The sequence below is a fragment of the Magnetococcus sp. PR-3 genome (genome assembly GCF_036689865.1).
Classification (GTDB): Bacteria; Pseudomonadota; Magnetococcia; order Magnetococcales; family Magnetococcaceae; genus Magnetococcus.
The window spans coordinates 69,933-93,898 of sequence record NZ_JBAHUQ010000014.1; the positions used below are offsets into that span (position 1 = coordinate 69,933).

At 50.7% G+C, this 23,966-nt stretch carries 16 protein-coding genes; 7 read left to right on the forward strand and 9 right to left on the reverse strand.

What is annotated here, in order from left to right:
- Positions 1–3 precede the first annotated feature (3 nt).
- The gene (locus V5T57_RS09810; protein WP_332891025.1) at positions 4–2,736 is read left to right on the forward strand and encodes an ATP-binding protein; all 2,733 of its coding nucleotides are present in this window, start codon (positions 4–6) and stop codon (positions 2,734–2,736) included.
- Positions 2,737–2,773: 37 nt separating this feature from the next.
- On the opposite strand, the gene V5T57_RS09815 is transcribed toward V5T57_RS09810, so the two are convergent.
- The 4 genes from V5T57_RS09815 to V5T57_RS09830 form a co-directional block, all read right to left on the reverse strand.
- Positions 2,774–3,097, reverse strand: coding sequence for a hypothetical protein (locus V5T57_RS09815; RefSeq protein WP_332891026.1), 324 nt, complete (start codon positions 3,095–3,097; stop codon positions 2,774–2,776).
- A gap of 141 nt (positions 3,098–3,238) precedes the next feature.
- The gene (ppdK, locus tag V5T57_RS09820; protein WP_332891027.1) at positions 3,239–5,899 is read right to left on the reverse strand and encodes a pyruvate, phosphate dikinase; all 2,661 of its coding nucleotides are present in this window, start codon (positions 5,897–5,899) and stop codon (positions 3,239–3,241) included.
- Positions 5,900–6,491: 592 nt separating this feature from the next.
- Positions 6,492–8,444, reverse strand: a complete 1,953-nt coding sequence (locus V5T57_RS09825) for an SLC13 family permease (protein ID WP_332891028.1) — start codon at positions 8,442–8,444, stop codon at positions 6,492–6,494.
- A gap of 423 nt (positions 8,445–8,867) precedes the next feature.
- A complete protein-coding gene (locus V5T57_RS09830) occupies positions 8,868–9,329 on the reverse strand; it encodes a cache domain-containing protein (protein WP_332891029.1) in 462 nt (153 codons plus the stop codon).
- Positions 9,330–9,925: 596 nt separating this feature from the next.
- Between V5T57_RS09830 and rpmF the strand changes: the two genes are divergently transcribed.
- The 4 genes from rpmF (at position 9,926) to mltF (ending at position 14,150) form a co-directional block, all read left to right on the forward strand.
- On the forward strand, positions 9,926–10,105 hold the full coding sequence (rpmF, locus tag V5T57_RS09835) for a 50S ribosomal protein L32 (protein WP_332891030.1): 180 nt from the start codon (positions 9,926–9,928) through the stop codon (positions 10,103–10,105).
- Positions 10,106–10,292: 187 nt separating this feature from the next.
- Positions 10,293–11,348, forward strand: coding sequence for a phosphate acyltransferase PlsX (gene plsX, locus V5T57_RS09840; protein ID WP_332891031.1), 1,056 nt, complete (start codon positions 10,293–10,295; stop codon positions 11,346–11,348).
- Between the two features lie 107 nt (positions 11,349–11,455).
- A complete protein-coding gene (locus V5T57_RS09845; protein ID WP_332891032.1) occupies positions 11,456–12,499 on the forward strand; it encodes a beta-ketoacyl-ACP synthase III in 1,044 nt (347 codons plus the stop codon).
- Between the two features lie 130 nt (positions 12,500–12,629).
- A complete protein-coding gene (gene mltF / locus V5T57_RS09850; protein WP_332891033.1) occupies positions 12,630–14,150 on the forward strand; it encodes a membrane-bound lytic murein transglycosylase MltF in 1,521 nt (506 codons plus the stop codon).
- Between the two features lie 254 nt (positions 14,151–14,404).
- Here mltF and V5T57_RS09855 read toward each other — a convergent pair whose 3' ends face one another.
- On the reverse strand, positions 14,405–15,727 hold the full coding sequence (locus V5T57_RS09855; RefSeq protein ID WP_332891034.1) for a hypothetical protein: 1,323 nt from the start codon (positions 15,725–15,727) through the stop codon (positions 14,405–14,407).
- Between the two features lie 164 nt (positions 15,728–15,891).
- Here V5T57_RS09855 and V5T57_RS09860 point away from each other — a divergent pair, with 164 nt between their 5' ends.
- Complete coding sequence (locus V5T57_RS09860; RefSeq protein WP_332891035.1) at positions 15,892–16,575, forward strand: hemerythrin domain-containing protein; 684 nt, start codon at positions 15,892–15,894, stop codon at positions 16,573–16,575.
- A gap of 558 nt (positions 16,576–17,133) precedes the next feature.
- Here the strand turns inward: V5T57_RS09860 and V5T57_RS09865 are convergent.
- Positions 17,134–17,607 carry an HPP family protein gene (locus tag V5T57_RS09865; RefSeq protein ID WP_332891036.1) on the reverse strand — a complete coding sequence of 158 codons (474 nt, stop codon included), beginning with the start codon at positions 17,605–17,607 and terminating at the stop codon, positions 17,134–17,136.
- Positions 17,608–17,765: 158 nt separating this feature from the next.
- On the opposite strand from V5T57_RS09865, the gene V5T57_RS09870 reads away from it, so the two are divergent.
- Positions 17,766–18,344 (forward strand): TetR/AcrR family transcriptional regulator, encoded by a 579-nt coding sequence (locus V5T57_RS09870; RefSeq protein ID WP_332891037.1) that lies wholly within the window; start codon positions 17,766–17,768, stop codon positions 18,342–18,344.
- A 200-nt stretch (positions 18,345–18,544) separates the two neighbouring features.
- Here V5T57_RS09870 and V5T57_RS09875 read toward each other — a convergent pair whose 3' ends face one another.
- The 3 genes from V5T57_RS09875 to V5T57_RS09885 form a co-directional block, all read right to left on the reverse strand.
- On the reverse strand, positions 18,545–19,372 hold the full coding sequence (locus V5T57_RS09875) for a DnaJ C-terminal domain-containing protein (protein WP_332891038.1): 828 nt from the start codon (positions 19,370–19,372) through the stop codon (positions 18,545–18,547).
- 132 nt (positions 19,373–19,504) lie between these two features.
- Positions 19,505–23,101, reverse strand: a complete 3,597-nt coding sequence (gene mfd / locus V5T57_RS09880; protein ID WP_332891039.1) for a transcription-repair coupling factor — start codon at positions 23,099–23,101, stop codon at positions 19,505–19,507.
- Between the two features lie 165 nt (positions 23,102–23,266).
- Positions 23,267–23,953, reverse strand: a complete 687-nt coding sequence (locus V5T57_RS09885) for a cytidylate kinase-like family protein (RefSeq protein WP_332891040.1) — start codon at positions 23,951–23,953, stop codon at positions 23,267–23,269.
- Between the last annotated feature and the right edge of the window lie 13 nt (positions 23,954–23,966).

Below are 23,966 nucleotides of genomic sequence, written 5' to 3' on the forward strand. Positions count from 1 at the left end.
GATATGGAACAACTTCCTTTCTATCAGCGTTTATGGTTTAGGGTAACGGCTCTCTTTGGCAGTATGGCGCTGATTGGTGGTATGGCCAGTTGGTTTTTGACGGTAGAGCTGGCTGAGCGGCAATTTCAAGAGATGCTGCGCACTCAGTTTATCAATGCGGTGGAATCCACCGAGAATATGATCAATCAACTGGGTCAGACGGCCCTTTTGTGGGGAAAGCACTTTGTGCTGGATCCTGCTCTGCAAAGTCATATCGAAAATAAAAATCGAGTGAAAATAGCCGCCCGGCTGGAGGCTCTACGCCTAGAGTCCAGCTCTGATATGGTCGTTTTGTTGGATAAAAAAGGGCGTATTCTTTACCACAGTGCCCGTGAAGATCAGGGTGCTTCTTTAATGGCGTGGAAGTCCGTTAGACAAGCGACCCAAAAAGGTCTGGCAGGGGCGACCATTGTTCAAGAGTTGAACAATTTTGTTCTCTATGCTGTAACCCCCATGAAGCAAGCCAGCCACCAGGGGCATTATGGGGCGGTGTTAACTGGCTATGTGATCAACGATACTTTTGTACGTAACATTGCTCGCAATAGTGACTTAGGTATCACCATGGTACGGCGACGGGCGGTTATGGCCACCAGTTATCCCAGAGAAGCAACACCTCTGGATACCGTACCGATGGCCTATATCCAATACCAAACCATTCTGGCCCGAACCCAGCGTGGTGGTGCTCCCTCCATTATCCACCTGGCCGGTCAGGAGCAGTTTGCAGAGGCGCGTCGTTTACGTCTGATGGAGCCCAATATGGAAGGCTCTATCCTGCTCTCTTATCCCACGACCTTTCTTAAAGAACTGCGTAATACCCTACACAGCCGTTTTGCCCTGATTTTTGGGAGTATTATCCTCTTAACAGGGGTGATTGGTGGACGTTTTTCAAGTTCGCTTCTGCGCCCCTTAAAGCAGCTTTCAGATGTGGCCAATGCGGCTGTCCATAGGCAGCAGCCACCCAGCATTGATCTTTCACGCAATCATGAATTGGGCCTGTTAGCCGCGAACCTTGACCAATTAATGGGGCGGTTACGCCAGGATTCTCTTGCCCTAAGGCACTATAGTGACCATCTGGAGGAGCTTGTTACTGAACGCACAGAGGAGTTGGAAAAAAGTAACCACAACCTGCTTAAACAGGAGTCACGTCTCCTGGAAGCTCAACGTATTTCCCGCATGGGAAATTGGAGCTGGGAGGTCGCAACCGGTCTGCTGCATTGGTCGCCACAGGTGTATGAAATTTTTGGGCGGGATCCTCGGTTGGGCGCACCGGATCTAGATGGTTTAATTAAGCTGGTGCATCCCGATGATCAAACCTCAGTGCGTGAAGCGGTGGATCGGGTCTGTTCCAAGGAACCAAACAGCAGTCAGTTTGAAGTTGAGCATCGTTTAATCCATAAGGATGGTAGTACGCTCACAGTCTTGGCATTGGGGAACATGTCACGGGATAAGCACGGTGCCCCCCAGAACCTTATCGGCACGGTGCAGGATATTACCCAGCGGCGGCATATGGAAGATGCCTTGCGTCAAGCTAAAGAGCTGGCGGATCAAGCCAGCCAAGCCAAAGGAGCCTTTTTGGCGGCCATGAGTCACGAAATCCGTACCCCAATGAATGTGGTGATTGGTATGAGTGACCTGTTGCTTGAGTCTGAGCTTGAAGCAGAGCAGCATGCCTATGTGGAAAAGCTGCAGTCAGCCAGTGGTACCTTGCTTGAATTGATCAATGATATTTTGGATCTTTCCAAGCTGGATGCGGGGAAAATGTTGGTGGATGAAGCCCCAACAGACTTGGTGGAAATGGTCTATGAAATTGCATCACTGCTCAAAGTTGTTGCTGAGAAAAAAGGGGTGGGCTTAGAGGTTAAGGTCGATCCTGCTGTCCCCGCTTGGGTGCTGTGTGATCGTGCCAGGCTACGGCAAATACTCTTTAACCTAGCTGGCAATGCGGTGAAGTTTACCGATGAAGGTTTGGTTAATATCTGTTTGGGAACGGATCATCAAGAGGGAGAACCGCTCATCCATCTGGTTGTAGAAGATACAGGTATTGGTATTGGGCCGGACCATCTTGATCAGATCTTTAGCAGCTTCAGTCAGGCGGATGCTTCCATTACCCGCCGGTTTGGTGGCACAGGTTTGGGGCTCTCCATTGCTCGTCGTCTTATAGCGCTTATGCATGGGCGGGTCTGGGTCGAGAGCCAGGAAGGCAAGGGAAGTGCTTTCCATGTGCAGCTTCCACTACAGGCCTGTGCGGAACCGATTAAAAAGAGCGATTGGACATTACCAGAGGTCGTGCCGAATGATGATCGTGTGCTGACCATTCTTTTGGCAGAAGATTCAGAGGATAACCAAAAACTTATTGAAGCTTACTTGAAAGGCTCTTCACATCAGTTAACCATGGTGGCCAATGGTAAAGAGGCCTTAAACCATGTGCAACAGCAACGGTTTGATTTGATCCTTATGGATATGCAAATGCCCATTATGGATGGTCAAACAGCCACCAAGCATATTCGCCAATGGGAGCAGCTCAAAGGGGTGCCCGCACAGGCTATCGTTGCTTTGACAGCCCATGCATTGGATGGCGCCCGTGAAGCTTCACTACAAGCTGGGTGTAATGCCCATATAACCAAGCCCATTAAAAAGCGGACTTTAATGGAGGTGATCCTGCGCTATGCTCAGCCGATCTCCGAGTCCAAGCGCTGAGTGGATCTCCTCTGTAGAGCAAATGGATGTTGGTTTTTTATAAACCAACCAGCTCTGTTTTTAGTGGTGCTGGGGTGCTGTCAATATCATCCCCAATGGGTATCTCAATCAAGGCGGTTTGTACTTTTTTGGCACTGGTGATGTTGGCGTCATACTCTAAGAGAGCGAGGTGCCTTTTTTGCCGATTGACTTTGAAAGAGTGAATGCCCTCAATCAGTTTAGCTCCACTTTCCAGTAGTTCGATCTGTTTATCGCTGAGTTCTTGTTGAATATGCAGTACACAATCCGCTTTGCGCTTTTCTGGATCGGTGAACTGGCATTGATCCGCATTCCCCATATTGGGTGGGTTGAAACGAAGCATCTTATAGAACCTCCAACTGGTAGATAAACATCACTCATCTAATGGCAACAGCTTTAAACCAATGCATACCTTAGCAGAACTTAGGTAGGCATTGGCAAGTTTAAACAGTTGTTCTGGGGTATATATGTCCTCCTCTATCGTTTACATACGGTTTTTTAGGGTGGCTTGGGCGGCTGCCAAGCGGGCAATCGGTACCCGGTAGGGGGAGCAGGAGATATAATCCAAACCTGTTTTCTCAAAAAAATGGATAGAGCTTGGATCACCGCCATGTTCCCCACAAACCCCCAAGTGAATCTCCGGCCGGACGCTACGGCCTTTGTGGCAGGCCATTTTCACCAACTGTCCCACCCCGGGTTGGTCAATGGAGGCAAAGGGGTCACAAGAGAGAACACCTTGGGAGAGATAATCGGCTAAAAAGTTGGCAGAATCATCCCGGGAAAGCCCCAAGGTTGTCTGAGTAAGATCGTTGGTTCCAAAAGAGAAAAAGGAGGCCTCTACGGCCAGTTGATCCGCCACAAGTGCTGCACGAGGTAGCTCGATCATGGTGCCAATGAGATAGGCGAATGAGCTGTTCTGTTCAGCCATTACTTCGTTGGCGACCTGTTGGCACAACCCTTTCAGTTTGGCCAGCTCGGTAACCTGGCCGACCAATGGAATCATCACCTCCACCCTGGGGCGCAGACCCTCTTTAATTAATCGGCAAGCTGCACGTGCAATCGCACGCATTTGGGTCTCATAAATTTCTGGATAACTGATCCCCAGCCGGCATCCACGGTGCCCCAGCATCGGGTTGAACTCTTGAACGGCGGACACCCGTTCTGCGACCCGTTGTCGTGAAATACCAAGAGCTTCAGCAACGGATTGTTGGCCGGGGGCATCATGAGGAATAAACTCATGCAGGGGAGGATCCAGAAGGCGGATGGTCACGGGTAAGCCTGACATCTCTCGGAACAGTGCCACAAAATCCTCTTCCTGCATGGGAAGGATCTCGGCCAATGCTGTGCGACGTTCTGATTCGGTTTCAGCTAAAATCATCTTCCGCACGGCTAAAATGCGCGTATCCTCAAAGAACATGTGTTCTGTTCGGCATAGGCCAATACCTTCTGCACCAAATTGAAGGGCTTTGGCGGCATCGGTAGGTGTGTCTGCATTGGCACGTACTTTCATTCGGCGAAAGCGGTCTGCCCATGCCATAAGGACGGCAAAATCCCCCCCCAGTTCAGGTTCTATAGTCGGCATATGCCCGACCATGACCTGTCCACTGCCGCCATCTATGGTGATCCAATCGTTTTCTTGAATGGTACGTTCCCCCACCCGAAAAGCCTGATTTTCAAGGATCAGGTTTCCACATCCGGCCACACAGGGTTTACCCATGCCTCGGGCCACGACAGCCGCGTGGGAGGTGCGCCCCCCACGGGCTGTCACAATACCTTGGGCAGCGTGCATGCCATGGATATCTTCAGGGCTGGTCTCTTCACGAACTAAAATAACAGGTAGCCCATCACTTGCCCGTTTTTCCGCTTCATCGGCTGTAAACACAACATGACCTGCAGCGGCCCCAGGTGAAGCCGCAAGCCCTGTAACTAAAAGATCTCGGGGGGCCTTTGGGTCTAAGGTTGGGTGGAGGAGGGTCGAGAGCACGGTTGGGTCAATACGCATGACCGCCTCTTGCTCATGGATCATCCCCTCCTGAACCATCTCTACCGCAATACGTAGCGCTGCAGGGGCCGTTCGTTTACCGTTACGGGTCTGTAGGAGCCATAATTTTCCTTTCTGGATGGTGAACTCCAGGTCTTGCATGTCGCGATAATGTTTTTCTAACTGCTCCTGCATGATCATCAGTTCGGCAAAGCGCTCAGGCATGACCTCTTCCATGGCCGGTTCCTGGGCATGACGTTCCTCTTTACCCTGTCGTGTGATCTCTCCGGGGGTACGGATGCCTGCTACAACATCCTCACCTTGGGCATTAACCAAATACTCGCCATAAAACTGTTTGGCACCGGTTGCAGGATCTCGGGTAAAGGCCACCCCTGTGGCACAATCCGCCCCCATATTACCAAACACCATGGCTTGAACGTTGACAGCTGTTCCCCATGCCTCAGGGTAGCCATGGAGCTTACGGTAAGTGCGGGCTCTGGGGACGTTCCAGGAGTGAAAAACGGCACCAATCCCCCCCCAAAGTTGCTCAATAGGGTCTTCAGGAAAGGGCTGTCCCGTATGAGATTTAATCATACGTTTATACTGTTCAATCAGTTCCATCCACTGCTCAGCTAAAACCTGGGTATCGTTGCGATAGCCATTTTGGCTCTTTAGCTCATCCAAGGCGTGCATAAACTGCTCATGAGGAACCCCCATGACCACATCACCATACATATGCAGTAATCGCCGATAGGCATCGTAGGCAAATCGTGCATCCTTGCTCTGGGTGATCAAGCCCTGAACGGTTGTGTCATTAAGGCCTAAATTAAGTACGGTATCCATCATACCCGGCATGGATACGCGTGCCCCGGAACGGACTGAGATGAGAAGGGGCGTCTGAGCATCACCAAAACGGCTGTTGGTGATAGATTCAACCTGCAGGAGTGCCGCTTCAACCTCAGCTTGTAAGGTCGTTGGATAGCGCTGCTCATGGTGATGAAAGTATGTACAGACTTCAGTGGTGAGGGTGAAACCTGGGGGGACAGGCAGCCCCAGGTTGGTCATCTCTGCCAGGTTGGCACCTTTACCACCCAGCAGTGCTTTCATTTCAGCACGTCCATCCGCGTGGCCGTCGCCAAAGAAATAGACACCTTTGCTTGCCATGTTTGGCCTCCATCATACCCAAAAAAACGTGGACGAAATGGATGTTATATTCTGGTGATATCCCTTTAACAGTGTACGCCTTTTTTGGAAAAAGGTGGGGGTTTTAGATCGAACGGCCAAGAAAGTGTGATCATGGTGGGGGGGTGGTCTTGGGTTAAATGCACAGATGGTGCTCTTACATCGTGAGCGATGCATAACAACCACAGCTGATCGGTCTTGTATCCCTTTCGCTTTCTGTGAGCATAGCTGCTCAGGCTGTCTCTCTTATGGGTCGAGAGCGGCTTTACAGAGGGCTGCGATATGCTTCTGCCAAGGGTAAATGATCTGTTCTGGCCTAATAGGGCGCTGAATCAGGTAAACCGTTACGTAGGATCCTTGAATGTTCAGAACTGTGGTTTGCACGTAAGTAGAGCCAAGTTTGCTTAAGCCTTGAAAGGATATTTTCTGTATTCAAGGGGCATTCAACACTCTATGTCGCTGGTATAGGCCTGATGCCAAGGTGTGCGGAGCTTGCTAAGGGGGAGAACAGAAAAAGCCCTGGATCACAGGATCCAGGGCTTTAGATTTCTCTTACAATGAGAGGCTTCTTAAGTTAGAAGACCAAGTTCATCATAAACATCATAACCACGAGGAACAGGATGGTCATAATGCCACCTGCCTTCATGAAGTCCGGCACACGGTAGCCTGCAGGACCCATAATCAGTGCATTGACCTGGTGGGTTGGGATCAAGAAGGAGTTCGAGGTCGCAATAGCCACTGTGAGGGCAAAGACGGCAGGGTTGGCGCCAGCTTCCAACGCAATGTTAATGGCCAGGGGCACAAGCAGTACTGTCGCACCAACGTTGGACATAACCAAGGTAAAGAAGGTCGCCAAAACAGCAATAACCCCTTGCAGAATCCATGTGGGTGTCTCACCCAGTGCCCCAAGAACTTCACGGGCAATCCAGGCTGCTGTCCCCGAGCTCTCGACGGCAGCGCCTAGTGGGATCAGCGAGGCCAGTAGGAAGACTGTCTTCCAGCTAACAGCTTGGTACGCTTCATCAATGGTTAATACGCCAGAGAGTACCATCCCCATGGCCCCGGTTAGCAAAGCCACCGATAAACGCAGATCGGTAAACAGCACCATGGATAGGGCGATGGCAAAGAACAGTCCGGCCCAGGCTACTTTATTGGGGCGAAGCTCCTCTTTGGGGTACTCCGTGGTTACCACCACAAAGTTACGATCTTTCTCAATACGAGCCAAGGTCTCCCAGCTGGTGTGAACCACCAAGGTATCCCCAGCTTGCAGAGGCATGGCGCGGATGCCTTCACCCTCTTTATAGGTTTTTCCACCGCGGTGCAGACCAACCATGGATAGGCCCATGGTCTTACGCAGCCATACGTCCCGTGCACTCTTGTTTACCAAGTCTGAACTGGGCGGAATAACCACTTCAGCAATGCCAGATTTGGTTGCTGAAAGTGCTTCATGAAAGGATTTCAGCTCCTTGCGTACAATCAGTCCCCACTCATTGGCCCAGCGCTCCAGCTCAGATTGGGTACCCATGACACCCAGCACCATGCCGCCACGCACGGTAAACTCTCGTGAGAGACCATTGTGGCCCATGACGATATCGCCAGGACCCTGCTGAATGGCGATAATACGGATCTTATGCCCATCATGTTCAATATCAAACAGGTTGCGGCCGATGAGTTCTGTTTCCATAGGAACCAGAACCTCATTCATCACATAGTCCAGACCATAGGTCTCCTGGAAGTAGGACATGGGGCTGGTTGCTGCGCCCCCTTTGCCCCCAGATGCAGGCAGAACAAAGCGACCGGCAATGATGAAATAGATAATACCGGTTGAAACCAATGCCAGACCAATGGGCGTTACGGAGAAGAGACCCCAGGTCTCCATCTGCTTATCCGCAGGTAGTGTGGCGTTTGAGTTCAGAATAAGATCGTTGAGTAGAATCAGCGGGCTGGACCCTACCATGGTGACCGTACCACCAAGGATGGCGCAGAAACCCATGGGCATCAACAAACGGGACATGGGTAAGCCGCTTCGTGCTGAGATACGGCTAACGACCGGAATAAACAGTGCCGCGGCACCTACATTCTGCATAAAGCTGGAGATGATACCCACCGTACCAGAGATGATGGGGATAATCCGTCCCTCTGTGGTGCCACCAACTTTTAAGATCACGGCAGCCATTTTTCCCATGACACCTGTCTTGTCCAGACCAGAGCCAATAATCATAACGGCAATAATGGAAATAACAGCGTTAGAGGCAAAACCATTAAACAGGTTTTGGTTGTCTACCAGGCCGTGTTCCAGCCCCATGACAGGCGCCAATAGCGTGCTTAAGCCGAGCAGCACCATCACGGTGATGGCGGCAACATCGACCCCAACAACTTCAAAAGAGAATAGGTAGATGGTAAAGATCAGGATGCCCATAACCCAAGCTACTTCAACGGTTGGGACAATGGCGGCAAAGTAGAATGCAATCATGGTGAAAATGATGGCAGCGACTATGTTTTTCACAGGCAAATTTTGAAAAGACATGGGGACCCAGTGACTCCTCTGGTTGCGCCTGGCGGATCAGCGCCGTAAACCATCAGGCGGATGGGACGGGTCAACGGTGGAAGAACAGTCTATTTAAGAATATGCCGGTCTCGATGCACGAGTAGGGAGGTCGGCTTATGCTGCACTTTCCGGTACCGTTTTAGCGGCGTTTTTTATGAGGCGCGCATTATACTTATTTCTGGTGGGTTTTTCCAGTCCAAGAATTTCCTATGGGTTGTTTAAGTAGATTTATATAGGAAAGGTAATTCGCTTATAATACAGAACCTTGATGGTTCTGTATTAGTGTTGCGCAATATGCCTTTTTGGTTGTTATTCATGTGGATAGGTTGTTGTGATAGGGGTATAAAAAAGACCGCCGGTGCGGGCGGTCTTTTTTATAAAAGAGATTTTTTTTGTGCCGACTTATTTGTAGGCACCGCTACCACAGTAGAAGCTTTTATCTGCAGATGCTTTGATGTAGCTGGCTTTTTCACGAATCTCTTCGGTGCCAGGGTAGGGCCACTTGTAGTTAACCCAGCCTTCACCTTTGGTTTTAGCCAGTTCGGTCATATCAGCAAAAAAGGTTTCACCGTATTTATTGAACGCTAGGAGATTTTTACCGGCCAGTTGGGGCTTTTTGGCGTGGAAGGTCATAACACCATTCATGTCCAGGCAGAACATGTAGAGATCTTTGGGTTGGAATGCTCCACCCGATACGGCAAACGCTTTGTAGGCTGCGTCAGCACCCTGGCTATCAACCTGTTGCATCGCTTTAATGGTCAGTGATTTGGCTTCCATTGGCTTGGCCATGTTTCCAGCTTGAGCAGGTAAGGTGACGCCCATGATCAAAGCTGAAACGGCCAGCATGCTACCCAATTTTTTCATTTCTGATTTCCTCTGCGCTCTTGATTTTGGCGAGTAAGCTATGGCACCTAGCTTTAACTCATGCCATGGAAACAGCCTGTTTTTTTTATAATTATTGTGACTGTCTGTAAATGATGCTGCAAAGAGATAAGCATAATCCAATTTATTGGGGTGTCAATTATATATATGACTATCATTTTCAAGGGGAATTTCAGTGTCTGTCATGGCTCATGTTTGCTCAGTATGTCGCTGGTGTGTTTATCGAATAAAAAGTGCTACCTTAGATTGCGTCGAAAAAAAAGAGCGTGAGTCACGATCAATCATTGTATCTGTCATGGGTTTATGGTAAAAGAGCGGGCTACGGAATCAGGAGTCGTACTTCATTTGTTAAGGTACGTAGACGTTTAGAGGTCTGGATGACGCTGGTATGGCCTACCAGTGTTGGGCACAGGCTGTAGGCGACATTGTCCTTTTTTCAAGCGGTGTACCGCTTTCTAAGATTGCGCTTTGTGTTGACTGGCCGCCCCCATAGAAGTTTGGCTAAGAGGGGTGCTGCGGAGGTTGGCATGGCACCATACGTCACCAAGAATTATTAGTACCCTAGAAGGAGCAACCCCATGGCTGTGCCAAAGAAGAAAACCTCCAAGTCCAAGGGTCGCATGCGCGCTGCCCATCACGCCGTTAAGGCCCCTAATCTCAGCACCTGCAGCAACTGCCAGGAGCCCATTATGCCCCACCGTGTCTGCCCTAAGTGTGGTTGGTACGATGGCCGTGAAGTGGTTAGTGTCGAAGAGTAAGAGATTAAACGTTCCATGATCATGTCCATGGAACGGTTTGCATAAAGAAGCGACCTGTGGAAGAGGGCCTGGTTGTAAAACTAGGTCGGGGTAAGGCCCTTTTGGGGCTGATAGATCATCTGTCACCCCTTTCTTCTGTGGGTCGCTTTTTCCTTGTCTGGGTCTGTCCAATAAACGAGGTTCAGCTGTGACCGTTCATATTGCTTTGGATGCCATGGGTGGTGATAACGCCCCTCGCGCCATTATCGAAGGTATGCTGGAGGTTCGCAAAAAACGTCCTGAGATCATTTTTACCCTGGTCGGTATGGAAGGGCGTATTCGTGAAGAGTTGGATGCCCTGGGTGTGGAAGAGGATGGCTTTCGTATTTGGCATGCAAGTGAAGTGGTTGAGATGGACGAAAAACCGGCCATTGCGCTACGGAGCAAAAAGGACTCCTCCATGCGTGTGGGGGCCAATCTGGTCAAGCAGGGAGAGGTGGATGCTTTTGTGTCGGCAGGTAATACCGGTGCATTGATGGCGACCGCCAAGTTTGTGCTTAAAACCTTACGTGGGATCGATCGTCCTGCCATTGCATCGGTTATTCCCGCTGTTGGTGGTGAAACGCTCATGCTGGATTTAGGGGCGAATGTAGACTGTAGCTCCGAACATCTTTGTCAATTTGCCCTCATGGGTTCCATCTTTTCCAATGCCGTTCTAGGTGTGCAGCACCCTCGGGTAGGGTTGTTGAATATTGGGGAAGAGGATATGAAGGGCAATGAGCAGGTGCGCGAAGCGGGAGAAGAGTTGAAAAACCGTTCTGCAACCCTTATTCCTGATGGTATGTATGTTGGGAATGTTGAAGGTACTGATATTTTTAAAGATAGTGTAGATGTTGTGGTGTGTGACGGTTTTGTGGGTAATGTCAGCCTTAAAAGTATTGAAGGTACGGCTAAAATGCTCACACACTATCTGCGTGAAGCCTTCAGTCAAAACTGGTTGACCAAATTAATGTATCTGGTTGCAAAGCCAGCCCTGCGTTGCTTTAGAGATCAAATGGATCCGCGCAAACATAACGGGGCCATTTTGTTGGGTCTTAATGGGGTTGTGGTGAAGAGCCATGGTTCAGCGGATGAAGTGGCTTATGCGCATGCCATTAAAGTTGCGGTTGATCTGGCTGAAAAAGAGGTCACGGGACGTATTCGTGATGCAGTTGCCCGTTTTGAAGCCGAAACCAAGGCAGAGCCTGCTGCTAAGGTTGGGTGAGAAGTTGATGAATAACCAGTGTTTTTTTAAAAACACTGGACAAGTGTGTAGGGGCGGGGCACTCTTGGGGGTCCCATCATGCATCGTTTTTTGAGAGGATCTTTATCATGAGCACCCTGCGTTCCCGTATTATCGGAACCGGAAGCTACCTGCCGGAGCGTCGTTTAACCAACGAAGAGCTGGCGGTCATGGTAGAGACCACCGATGACTGGATTAAAGAGCGTACAGGTATTTCAGAGCGTCGAATTGCTGCACATGGTGAGATGACCTCTGATCTAGCTGTTAAAGCGGCTGAAAAAGCGCTTGAAGCTGCCGGTGTTAAAGCCTGGGAGTTGGATCTTATTCTGGTGGCAACCACCACGCCGGATCTGACCTTTCCTGCTACCGCGACCATTGTTCAAAAGCAGTTGGGTGCGGATCAAGCTCGTATTCCCTCGTTTGATATTCAAGCGGTGTGTACGGGGTTTATCTATGCGTTGACCACGGCTGATCAGTTTATTCGTGCTGGTAGTGCCCGCCGCGTACTGGTTATTGGTGCTGAGACCTTCTCTCGTATCATTAATTGGGAAGATCGTGGAACCTGCATTCTGTTTGGTGATGGTGCCGGGGCTGTGGTGCTGGAAGCCCATGAAGAACAAGGGCAGGGGATACTCTCCACGCATATTTATGCGGACGGTAACTATCGTGATCTGTTGCGCTGTACCACTGGAGTTTCCGGTAGCGGCAGCCGAGTCCCTGAGGAAGAGTTAAGACCTGAGCCCCCTGCAGATGATCGTGGCGTACAAGCACTGCTGGAAGGTTATGGATATGTCACCATGCGCGGTAATGAAGTGTTTAAACGCGCGGTGATGGCGTTAGAGCAGATTGTAGATGAAACGCTGGATGCCAATAGCCTGAGTAAAGATGATGTAGACTGGCTGGTCCCCCACCAAGCCAATATTCGTATCATTAAGAGCACAGCTAAGCGCTTGGGCATGAGTATGGATCAGGTCGTTGTAACGGTTGAACGGCACGGTAATACCTCAGCCGCCAGTGTGCCGTTGGCCCTGGATGAAGCCGTAAAAGATGGTCGTATTCAGCCTGGCCAGCTGGTATTAATGGAAGCGTTTGGTGGTGGCTTTACATGGGGTAGTGCTCTGGTGCGCTGGTAGTTAAAGTATCCCGACTTAGTCTCTTTTTGAAGGGGAGCTTGGCTCCCCTTTGTTTATGCTGGTAACTCTTTCACGGAGTAGGTAGCATAATGGCGTTCTCTTTCATCTTTTTAGAACCCATAAATCCCCTATGAAGCGTTTTCTTCTTCTCCTTCCATTGTTGGTGCTCACACTCTCCGGGTGTGATCTAAGCATGCACCGTCCCATTATGGATGAAATCCGTGATAGTGGCATGTTGCGGGTCGTCACACGTAATGCCCCAACGACTTACTATCAGGGGCGGGATCGTGTTGAGGGCTTTGAACATGATCTAGCCCGTCTGTTTGCCGCACATCTGGGTGTCAAAGTTGTTTTCATTAAAAAGCAAAGCCGAAGTGAGATTTTGCAGACCCTGGAACAGGGAAAAGCCCACTTGGCGGCCGCTGGTTTGGTGCGTCGCGAGGAGGATGGTGCCCGGTATCTCTATGGGCCGGATTACCAGTCAGTTTTTCAGCAGGTTGTGTGTCGTAGAGGTGGGGTTCGCCCCAACAATCTACTTAAATTGACAGAGGCTAACCTAACGGTTGTTAAAGGGAGTGCTCACGAGGCGCGGCTGCAGGAGTTGCGAGAGCTGGTGCCTCAGTTGAACTGGCGCAGTGATGAAGATCTCTCCGTCGAGCAAGTGCTTGAGCAGGTATGGATGGGCAAGGTGGATTGTACCTTGGCGGACTCCAATGTGGTGGCACTAAATCGACGCTATTATCCCGAACTAACGGTAAAGTTTCCCATTAATGCAGAGCAGCGTCTAGCCTGGACATTGCAACGCCGTGCGGTATTTTTGCATAAAGAGGTGGTCAGCTGGTTTAACGAAATTCGCAGTAATGGCCAGTTGGACGAGCTGTTTGAAAAATATTATGGTTTTGTGGAGAGTCAGCGGTTCGATTTTGTGGATAACCGCAAATACATCAAGCGCATAAGTGAGCGTCTGCCACGGTATAAGCGGCTGTTCATGAATGCTGGGCGTAAATACCATGTTCCTTGGCAGCTGTTGGCCGCTCAAGCCTACCAGGAGTCTCATTGGGATCCCAAAGCCCGCTCCCCTACAGGTGTACGGGGTATTATGATGTTAACCAAGGTTACCGCTAAAGCGTTGGGGATTCGGGATCGTTTAGACCCTAAATCTAGTATTAATGGAGGGGCTTGGTACCTTTCCAATATGCGTCGCCGCCTGCCTAGTGCGATTACAGAGCCTGATCGTACTTGGATTGCTCTGGCCGCCTACAATGTGGGGTTAGGGCATGTCTATGACGCAAGGCGGCTGGCAAAAGAACAGCAACTCAACCCCAACCGGTGGAGTGATTTGCGAAATGTCCTGCCGTTGCTCTCTCAGCGAAAGTACTTTAAAGATCTGAAGTATGGCTATGCCCGTGGTGCCGAGCCTGTGCGCTATGTGGCCAAGGTTCGTCATTACCACGATATTCTGACCCGTATGGATCGTAAGGCCGTCGTTCAATTTCCCCGTGTGCGGGCTTTTGTAGAGCCGGATACCACATTATCGAGCGCTAAGATCAAAGAGCAGGTATTGATTGGGGAGATCAACCCTATGGATGGGCGTATGGTTGGGACATCCGGTAAAGAGGCGGCTGTCCCCGCACCGAGGCGACGGCACTAAGTGGGAAATTAAACCCTATGAATGGTTGGGGTGTCCGATCAACAGGCCGCTGTACCCGCCCTGGGCGATGTCACTGAGTGAGAGACTAGCCCAGGACAAGTGGGGTAGTCATCTGACCAAGAAAATGCCGTTCCCCCTCCTAGGCGACGTCTCTCAGTGGGAGATCTGCCCTATGGATAGATGGTCCATCCGGCCAAGAAGCCACTGCCCTTACACCGAGTTAACGCCACGACGCTTAAGTTGTGCTGGTCCATTTATGAGCCGTCTGGTTTAGGCATATTCTCAAACATTTTAGCAAAATCTTCCATGCCAGTCGCCGCAGGGACTTCAGGTATGGGATGTTTCAGGGCATGCCACAGTGCTGCAAGTATGCCGCCGCCTGAAAGCAGTAAGAGTAGGCCGCCAGGTAGATACCAGCCAGCGGTTAAGCAGGTGACGGCAGCAGCTTGCAACCAGACGTGGGCGCGGGCAAGCCGGTCAGGAACCAGATCTTCCATGGTCGGGATGGCTGCAAGGCCGGCGAGGCGGCTAAAGCGGTGGAACCAGACTAAAAAAGGAATGATCTTGTAGAGCATGCCTAAGATGATCGAGCCTGCAAAGCCAACGCTGAACAAGGTGAAAAGGGGAACCATGAGTTCATTCCTGTCACCGATTAGCCAGATGGGGAGTGCCAGTAACGACAGGGCGCCACATAAAAAGCCAAGTAGCCAAAAGCGCAGGGTGCCATCCATAATTTGACGTTTGCGGTGAAGAATAAGTGGCGTTATTTTTAAGGCGTAGAGTGCAACGGCGGCATACAGCGGGACCAGGGCTAAAAGACCGAGTTGCCAGTCCCCTCCAAGAAGTAGGGCGACAGTTAATGCAACAGGGGTGGTGAGCCATAGTGTGGTAATGCGGCGGGCTTGGTCGGTGGGGAAAGCTTCCATCATATAAAACATGGGAAGCACCTGGAATGAGACGCCAATCACCAGTAGTCCAACCCAGCCGAGTAAAGCCCAGGCTGCATGAATGGCCACCATCTGTTGTCGGTCTAGAGGTAGGAACTCCAGTTGATGTTCAAGGAGAAAAATCAGCCCTAAAAGCATGGTTATGGTCAAGCCCAATAAAGCCAAGCGCATGGTGTGAACGGTGGGGTGCTTGGAGGGGGCGTGCCATAGAGCCCAACCGACCGGTAGTATAAACAGTAAGAAGGCGCTGGGTAGAAGAATAGAGGCGGCCAGTAGTAAGTGATCTCGCCATTCAAAAAGATCGGGTAGACCGAGCATGAGGCAGAGTAGACCGGCGACCAGGAATGCGTGGCTGAAGTGGGCCAGAGACATGGCGGCAACACGTATGCCTGCCAGTACCGGGATCATCTGATACATGGCCCCCCACATAACCATATTCAGCCAGCCGAGCATGATGCCGTGGACCATGGCGATGCCGATGGGGTCAAGATTATCTTCTTGCAGGTCTGCCCCATAAAAAAGCAAGGCGATGCCTGTTAGAGCCATAAAAATAGGCGCTGTGGCAAAAAAACGAAACGGTATGTGTAGCGGTGGTGCTTGGTCAATGTGAAGTCCACTGTTTAAAAACATGCGGTTGTAACCGTTTCTCGCTAGAGTTGGGGCTTTTTGAGCCTATTCATGGTAAAAAGGCTACGCGAAATAGGGGCCAACCCGGTTGATGCGTATCAAGGCAGGACCGAATTGGTCCGCTATAGTAAAGCTGGATGAGGGGCTTCTTTAGAGAGGAGAGCGGCATGCAGGTTCTGGATTTAACAGGGATGAATGGTGAGAGCACTGCCGTACAAGCCCTGCAAGAAGGTTTTGATGCTCTGCCTGAAGGGGAGAGTGTAAAGGTTGTGGGTGAAGATGGCCACGCGCAGCTGTTGGAAGGGTTCCAGAATGATAACTGGGGCACTTACGAGTGGTATCCTCTCCCCGTTGAGCAGGGGTGGTCCATTGCGCTACATAAAAAATCTGAGGTGAAATCTCCCCGTCAGGTGGCGGAGTATTTTACCTTTGATCATCGTCGTTGTGATGATCTTTTTGCTCAGATGGAAAATGCCGCTTCTGCGGGTGATGATGCAACAGCCATAGCCTCTTTCCAGGCATTTGATATGGGGATGCTGCACCATTTCCGTATGGAAGAAGAGGTGCTGTTCCCGAGTTTTGAGCAAAAAACTGGTATGACCCAAGGGCCAACTATGGTGATGCGTATGGAGCATCAGCAGATGCGTGGCTTGCTCTCCCAAATGCGTGAGTTTGTGTTGCACCAAGATGTTAAAGGTATGGCTGGCGTGGGGGGGACGCTACTCTTTGTGATGCAGCAGCATAATATGAAAGAGGAGCAGATGCTCTACCCCATGACCGATATGCATCTGGGGCAGGATGTGGATGAGCTGTTAAAAAATATTCAAACCCTTGAGCCCAATCGGGGTTGATTTTGTCGACAAAAAGCTGGGGGCTAGAGAGTCCCCAGCTTTGATTATCTTGCCTAGGGTATCAGCCCTGCCTTGATCTCAGCGGTTCTTTATATCTTTCACACGTATTGTATCGTCGTTCTTTTTTTCGCCGCTCTATATACTTCGCTTCCCTCGCTTTTTTCTCACTGCTATGAGTTCCTTGCTGTTGTCTTTAAGATGTTGCCAGTATCTGTACGGCTCTTTTTCCCTTAGTAGTTTACTTGTGCCGTTAATCTGTGCGTGTTTGCAGAGGCTCTGGATAGTCCGGAAGCTGCTCCTTACCTGTTGGTGGGTAAAGAGTGAAATCGCATAAATGTTGTTTGGTGGTTAATCTCTGGGGTTTTGTTGGCGATTCATTGTTCTAGATCTAAGTAAATCTATGCATGGTTTTTAAGATGTTAGGCTCTGTTGTTTGATGATAAATAGCTTGGATTTAAGCTGTTTGCGTGTCTGTGAAGATGAATACAGCATGTTATAACCGTGTCTTGTTTAAGTTAGGGCCTCTTTCAAAAGTGGCTGTGCCATGACCACGCTGTCTTAAGTCGTTGGGTAGGGGGTTTGAGCTGTGCGATGGAAAAGAAACGCCATAAGTAGCAGTAGAAGTGAACCGGTCAGTATGGGAAAAAAAAGGGTGCTTAAATGGTGAGGCATACCCATGACCACTAAGGGTGTTGCTCCTGCTGGAGGGTGGGTTGTCCCTGTGAGCTGCATGAGCAAAATGGCGACACCCACGGCCAACCCCATACTCCAGCTGTTCTCCCCCATCAGTACAACCAGGGTCAACCCGACGAGTGCGGCAAGAAAGTGGCCGCCAATCAAATTTTTGGGTTGCGCTAAAGGGCTGTTGGGTAGGGCAAACAGTAGAACGCAGCTGGCGCCAAAAGGTGCCATTAGTAAAGGCTGATCTGCTGCCTCAGACAGCCAAGCCAGTAGGCAGATGGCGATGCACCCACCAATCCCTGCTTTGAGCTTAAAAGGGGTGCTTTGAAGGTGCTGTTTTTGGGTGATCATGGTGAATCCTTTAACATAAAATGTGACAGATCTGTATCGTATAGGTTTAAGGTATACCGATCTGTATTGTTTTGCAAGTCGGTGACTGTTTACCTGAGGGGGCTTTTGGTAAACTGGGCTCTTGATCGTCTGCTGTTTGAAATTAAAAAGAGGGTAATATGGCCAAGTTAACCGCACGGGAACGCTTGATTGAAGCCGCCTTAACACTTTTTTACCGAGAAGGCTTTCATGCTACGGGTATTGAGCGGGTGTTGCTTGAGGCTGGTGTCTCTAAAATGACCCTATATCGTCATTTTCAATCGAAGGAAGATCTGATTCTAGCGGCTCTCAGGCGGCGGGATGAGCGGTTTCGGGTGTGGTTAATCCGTGCCATCAAAGCCTATAAGGGGGATGCTAGATCGCGACTGCTTGGAATGTTTGATGCCCTTGATGCTTGGTTTCATGGAGATGGTCCCGGCCAGTTACCTTTTTGTGGCTGTATGTTTATTCATGCTGCAGGAGAGTATGGTGAACTGAGTTCTCCTATCCACACGTTGGCCGCCGAGCATAAGCGTCTTGTTTTGGAAGATCTGCGTCTATTGGTCGCTGAAGCTGGATTGCCGCTCTCTTTTGCTGAGCAGTTGGCTCTGCTCAAAGAGGGGGCGATTGTGAGCGCATCAGTTACCGGCGATTTGTCCAGTGCCTTGCGGGCGAAGCAGATGGCAGAAGTACTGTTTTTGCAAGAAGAGCGTAGATGAGGGAAAGAGGGGGGGCTATTTAACGGTTGGTTGGAGGGGGGAGGAGCCCGTTTATCTCTGTATGGCCGTTAAGTGATAGATGAGCCGATACCAAAAGGGGGGGGCGCTAAGGTGCTGTTTGGTACAGATTGGCCTTGTGGTTGTTTTCTGCAAGGGCTCGATCCATACAAATGTTGGCGCGTTGCTGAGCTGGGGAGGGTTTAGTGGCCTCGGGGATTGAAGGCAGATTTTTTAGCGAGCTTTTTATAGAGGCGCCGTTCTGCATTGTTTAGCTGCTTGGGGACCGCAATATTCAGTCGCAAATATAGATCACCACTCTGACCAAAGCCGGGTTTAGGAAAACCTTTGCCTCTTACCCGAATAAGTTGCCCTGAGCTGGAGCCTTCTGGAATGTGGACGCGAATGATGCCACCCAGCGATTTAAACTGTACGGGCTCGCCTAAAGCGGCTTCCCAGGGAGAGAGGGTTAAGCTGCTGTAGAGATCGTAGCCATCCAGTTGAAAGTGGGGGTGGGGGGGGATCTCAACGGTAAAAATAATATCCCCACCACTGATCTCTTTAACGATGTTGGGGCGTATCTGATTGTATACCCGGACTTTATCCCCATTCACCACACCTTTAGGGATCTGTACTTGAATGGTACGGAAGCCCCCAAGCTCTTTCATGTTCAGGCGTACTTGGTGAATTTCACCGCGGTTGGCCACCTCTAGCGGTACAATCAGTTTAGCCTCAACATGGTGAGGCCTGCCTTTAATATTCTGGTTGCTGCGGTGGGCGCGGTTTTGCGGGTGCTGTGGGCTTTTGTGGGGCCATATTGGGCGCTGACTGCGGTCATAATGTGCCCGCTTATGGGGGTCCTTCAGAACATCATAGGCTTCGCCCAATGCTTTAAACAGGCTTTCCGCCTGGGGCATGGGGCTAACGTCGGGATGGTACTGGCGGGCCAGACGGCGATAAGCATTGCGTATCTGCGCCTGGGTCGCGGTACGGGGTACGTTAAGCCTTCTGTAGAAATCCTGTTCCATCATTGCCAAGCTGCCTGAAAAAGTCTGTGCATCCACTCCCGATGTTTGGGGAGCTGCAAGAACTTAATCTGCAAAGCCTAGGCCAAGCAGGGGGCTCTGCTTGGTAAAGCTGCTTAAGCGTTGGCCCGTAAAGGGTTAGATGAGTGTCGTTAAGGCCATGCGTACCTCAGACAAGCGCGCCTTATCGTCGTGCCACTGGCGGTTTTTTAACACAAGGGTGCGGCTGGTCTGGTCCAAACGGGCATTACCTACCTCTCTTTGAACCATGGCAATCAGACGTGGGATCTCAACGGTAAAGACTTCATCAAACTGGAAGGTACCACCTTTGGGGCCTGCATCCAGCTTGGTGATGCGAAGTTTGACACAGAGACGTTTGATCTCCATAACCGACAGTAGGTGATCGACCGTTGAGGGCATTGGGCCAAAGCGATCGGCCAGTTCAATACGCATCTCTTCCAGCTCTTCATGGCTGTGCAGCTCTGCAATGCGTTTGTAAAGCGTCAGACGTTGATGAACATCCCCCACATAATCTTCAGGGATATAGGTTGAGAGGTGCAGGTTGATGTTGGGTACTACAGGGGCCGGCCCCTCTTCGGCAACGGGTGCGGCTTTACGCCCAGGAACAGGGGCTTCCAGGCCAGCAGCCCGTGCCGCTTTAAGAGTATCCACCGCTTCACGCAGCATTTGGTTGTAAAGCTCAAAGCCCACCTCTTTGATCTGCCCGGACTGTTCATCCCCCAGTATGTTGCCTGCACCACGAATTTCTAAATCATGAGTGGCCAACATAAAGCCAGCACCTAGTTCGCCCAGGCTCTCCAGGGCATCCAGGCGTTTTTCAGCATCTTTGGTCAAGCGGCGTCGGTGGGGTACCAGCATGTAAGCATAAGCTCTGTGCTTGCTGCGTCCGACCCGGCCACGGAGCTGGTGCAACTGGGCGAGACCAAATTTATCAGCCCGATCAATAATAATGGTATTGGCTGTGGGTATATCGACCCCATTTTCTACGATGGTAGTGCAGACCAGAATGTTGAAAGTTTGACGGTAAAAATCCATCATCACTTTTTCCAACTGGTTTTCCCGCATCTGACCGTGGGCGACACCAACCCGGCCCTCTGGTACCAGCTCGGCAATCTCCTGAGCTTTGCGCTCAATATCTTGAACCTGGTTGTGAACATAGAAGATCTGACCACCCCGGTAGAGCTCCCGCAAAATGGCTTCACGCACCTGCTGTTTATCATAGTGGGTAATGATGGTACGAATGGCCAGCCGGTCTGCCGGGGGGGAGGCGATAATGCTGATATCCCTGACACCCGCCATGGCCATGTTCAAGGTACGGGGGATGGGGGTTGCGGTCAGGGTTAGGATATCCAGTGTGGCACGCAGGTTTTTAATGCGTTCCTTGTGGGTCACGCCAAAGCGCTGCTCCTCATCAACCACCAGAAGTCCGAGATCCTTGAACTTAAGATCTGTTTGTAAAAGGCGGTGGGTACCAACAATGACATCCACCTGTCCTTTATTGATCGCTTCAATGGTGGCTTTTTGCTCTTTTGGGGTTCTAAAACGGGAGAGAATATCGACCCGGAGTGGGTAGCTGGCCAGTCGTTTGGCAAAGTTCTCGTAGTGTTGCTGAGCCAAAATGGTTGTGGGCACTAAAATAGCGACCTGTTTGCCATCCATCGCGGCCCGGAAGGTAGCCCTTAAGGCGACCTCTGTTTTACCAAAACCAACATCACCACAAACCAGACGATCCATGGCTTTGGTTGAGGCCATATCATCCAAAACAGCCTCAATCGCTTTGGCTTGGTCCACCGTCTCTTCAAAGGGAAAAGCGCTGGCGAACTCCTGATACAAAGCGTCTGGGCCAGAGTAAACGACCCCCTTGGTGGCCTCTCTTTGGGCTTGAATGGCCACCAGTTCTTCGGCCATATCCAGAATTTTTTTGCGGGCCTTGGCGCGGGTTTTAGCCCAGCGTTTACCGCCCAGTTTGTCCAGTTGAACCTCTTCACCTGAAGAGTGCTTGCCCACACGATCTAGGTTCTCTACCGGCACATAGAGCTTATCGCCACCATGGTAGATGATCAGTAGAAAATCATTTTTTAGCTGGCCAACCTCTAGGGAGGTCAAACCACCAAAACGACCGACACCATGGTCGGCGTGGACCACCGCATCCCCTTCACTAAGGTCTGCAAAGCTTGCTATGAGCTGGTCCAGGTAGCGGCGGCTCATCTGGCGGCGGCGAATGCGTACCCCAAAAACATTGTCCTCACTGATCAGCACCACATTATGGTCAGGGTGCTCAAAGCCATCCGTTACATCCCCTAGCAACAGCAGGGGTTGTGTTGAGCCCTCTTTGATCAGTTCTGGCCAACCGCCACCATCTATGGCGCTAATTTTATGGTCCGCCAACAGTTCACGCATACGTTCGCGCTGGCCAATGGTCCGGGAGACAAAGCCAATCCGGCGGTTCTCCTGCTGCCATGACACAATCTGTTTGCTTAGGCGGTCCATGACCGTTGCGGTAGCTTTTTTCTCATCCTGTTGGCTGTTATCAACCCCTTCTAGGCCTTGTTGAATGGGGGGGATCGGATGCAAGCCAGGATCTGTCGGGCGCTTAGCTTGAGTGTCTTGAATGAGCTGTGGGTGCGGTTTTAAGCAGCTATTAAGCTCTCGTTGATCCAGATAGAGGGTTTGACGGGCAATGCAGCGCATGGAGCTGCCATCGTAGCCATTTTCGCCCCCTTGTCCCGCCCGAAAGGCGATTTGATGTTGATCTTCAATCTCTCTGGCGCGCTCTTCAATCTGTTCCTGAACATCCGCCTCCATCAGGAATAGGCTCTGGTCAGGCAGATAATCAAACAGGGTATTTAGCTCAGGATAAAAGAGAGGAAGATACTGCTCCATGCCTTGGTGGGTGTGGCCGTGGGTGATCTCTTTATAAATGAGATCCTCCGCCGCATAGCCACCAAAGATCTCACGGTAACCCGTACGGAAGCAGCTAATGGTATCTGCATTAAGAATGACTTCCCGTACAGGCAGTACCTCTACAGACGGAATGGGGTCCAAGGATCGCTGATTGGTGGGATCAAACAGGCGGATGTTATCTACCTCATCCCCAAACAGCTCAACACGGACCGGCTCTTCACGTCCGGGAGGAAAAAAGTCAATCAACCCCCCGCGTGCGGCAAACTCGCCTGGTTCAGAAACCTGAGAGACCGGGTTGTAACCAGAACGGGTCAGTAGTTCCCTAAATTCCGGTAGGTTAAGCTGATCACCAATAGAGAACGCAAAACCATAGCGGGCCAGAACCGATTTAGGCATCAGCCGCTGCATCATGGCTGCAGGGGTGGTGATCACCACCGTTCGGCTATCTCCTGTATCGCTCTCTGTACTAATAGGTCCCGTGCCTGCCAGCCCCAGTAAGCGAGAGAGGGTCGCGAGACGATCCCCAACCAATGGGCCGTAGGGAGAGAGGGGCTCAAAGGGGAGTGTTTCCCAGGCGGGAAAGGGTAGGATGTGCAGACCCTGTTTCTCACCAAAAAAAAGCAGCTCTCGAGCGATGGCTTCAGCCCGTTGAACCTTACCTGTCACCAGTACCACAGGTGCAGGTTGGGCAATCGCTAAAGAGGTCGCCAGCCAACTGGAGCTCCCCGAGGTCAGACCCGGTAGGGGGAGAGGGCTTTTACGGCCTTGTAGCTTTTCTAGAAGTTTTTGCGCTGCTATTAGATTGGTCACGGCATTTCATCTTGGATGGGGGGCTTCGAATAAACGGTAGATTATCCCGTAGCATGGGGTGCTTGGAAAGGAAAAAACCAAATTATAAAAAGATGTTGCCCTAGCCAAAAAAGGGGGGGCAAAGAGCCCCCCCTTTTTTGGGGTAGATCAAAGGCATATCATGCTCTATTTGGGCATGATAAAGCCCATTTCACGCATACCTTTTTCAACTAACTCAACAGTGGCTTGGGCCTTGAATAGATCGGTATTAACCACCATATCGTAGTAGTTGTGGCGGCCACTGTGGTTTTGATAAAGGTTCTCTACAAACTCTTGGCGCTCACGATCTGTTTGCACCACCAGTTTTTCAGCCTTTTTTTGCTTAATGTTCTCACGCTTGGCCACCCGCTCGGCACAGTGGTGTAGGGAGCCTTCGACCCGTAAACGGAACACTTTGTGTTTTTGGCTTAAGAGTAAATGGGCACCACGACCAACAATAACCCCGCCTTGGGGGGCGATGCTCATGATCACCTTAACCATATAGTAGTTAAAGGTATCTTTGCTGGTGGACTTACCTGTAAACATTGAGGTAACCCACTCTGCCATAACGCCTGAGGTACGTTCATCCAGTCGTTTGGTCAGGTAGGGGTCGGACTTAGCCTGTTTGGTTACTTCCGTAATCAGCTCTTTGTCGTAGAGAGGGACCTGTAAAGATTCCGCCAAACGGGCTGCGATCTTATGACCATTGGCCCCCAAACCGCGGGAGACCGTAACCAGGGGAACGGCAGGGGCAGCTTCATCATTATGGGTGTCATGATAAATTTTAGCACCCATGATGGATTGTAGAAGGGTTTGTGTCCGTGCGTCATTCATGCTGTCCTCCTCC

Excerpts from the sequence above, each read along its gene's own strand:
- V5T57_RS09810 (WP_332891025.1), top strand. The coding sequence starts at position 4 with ATGGAACAACTTCCTTTCTATCAGCGTTTATGGTTTAGGGTAACGGCT.
- V5T57_RS09815 (WP_332891026.1), bottom strand. The coding sequence starts at position 3,097 with ATGCTTCGTTTCAACCCACCCAATATGGGGAATGCGGATCAATGCCAG.
- ppdK (WP_332891027.1), bottom strand. The coding sequence starts at position 5,899 with ATGGCAAGCAAAGGTGTCTATTTCTTTGGCGACGGCCACGCGGATGGA.
- V5T57_RS09825 (WP_332891028.1), bottom strand. The coding sequence starts at position 8,444 with ATGTCTTTTCAAAATTTGCCTGTGAAAAACATAGTCGCTGCCATCATT.
- V5T57_RS09830 (WP_332891029.1), bottom strand. The coding sequence starts at position 9,329 with ATGAAAAAATTGGGTAGCATGCTGGCCGTTTCAGCTTTGATCATGGGC.
- rpmF (WP_332891030.1), top strand. The coding sequence starts at position 9,926 with ATGGCTGTGCCAAAGAAGAAAACCTCCAAGTCCAAGGGTCGCATGCGC.
- V5T57_RS09845 (WP_332891032.1), top strand. The coding sequence starts at position 11,456 with ATGAGCACCCTGCGTTCCCGTATTATCGGAACCGGAAGCTACCTGCCG.
- mltF (WP_332891033.1), top strand. The coding sequence starts at position 12,630 with ATGAAGCGTTTTCTTCTTCTCCTTCCATTGTTGGTGCTCACACTCTCC.
- V5T57_RS09855 (WP_332891034.1), bottom strand. The coding sequence starts at position 15,727 with ATGTTTTTAAACAGTGGACTTCACATTGACCAAGCACCACCGCTACAC.
- V5T57_RS09860 (WP_332891035.1), top strand. The coding sequence starts at position 15,892 with ATGCAGGTTCTGGATTTAACAGGGATGAATGGTGAGAGCACTGCCGTA.
- V5T57_RS09865 (WP_332891036.1), bottom strand. The coding sequence starts at position 17,607 with ATGATCACCCAAAAACAGCACCTTCAAAGCACCCCTTTTAAGCTCAAA.
- V5T57_RS09870 (WP_332891037.1), top strand. The coding sequence starts at position 17,766 with ATGGCCAAGTTAACCGCACGGGAACGCTTGATTGAAGCCGCCTTAACA.
- V5T57_RS09875 (WP_332891038.1), bottom strand. The coding sequence starts at position 19,372 with ATGATGGAACAGGATTTCTACAGAAGGCTTAACGTACCCCGTACCGCG.
- V5T57_RS09885 (WP_332891040.1), bottom strand. The coding sequence starts at position 23,953 with ATGAATGACGCACGGACACAAACCCTTCTACAATCCATCATGGGTGCT.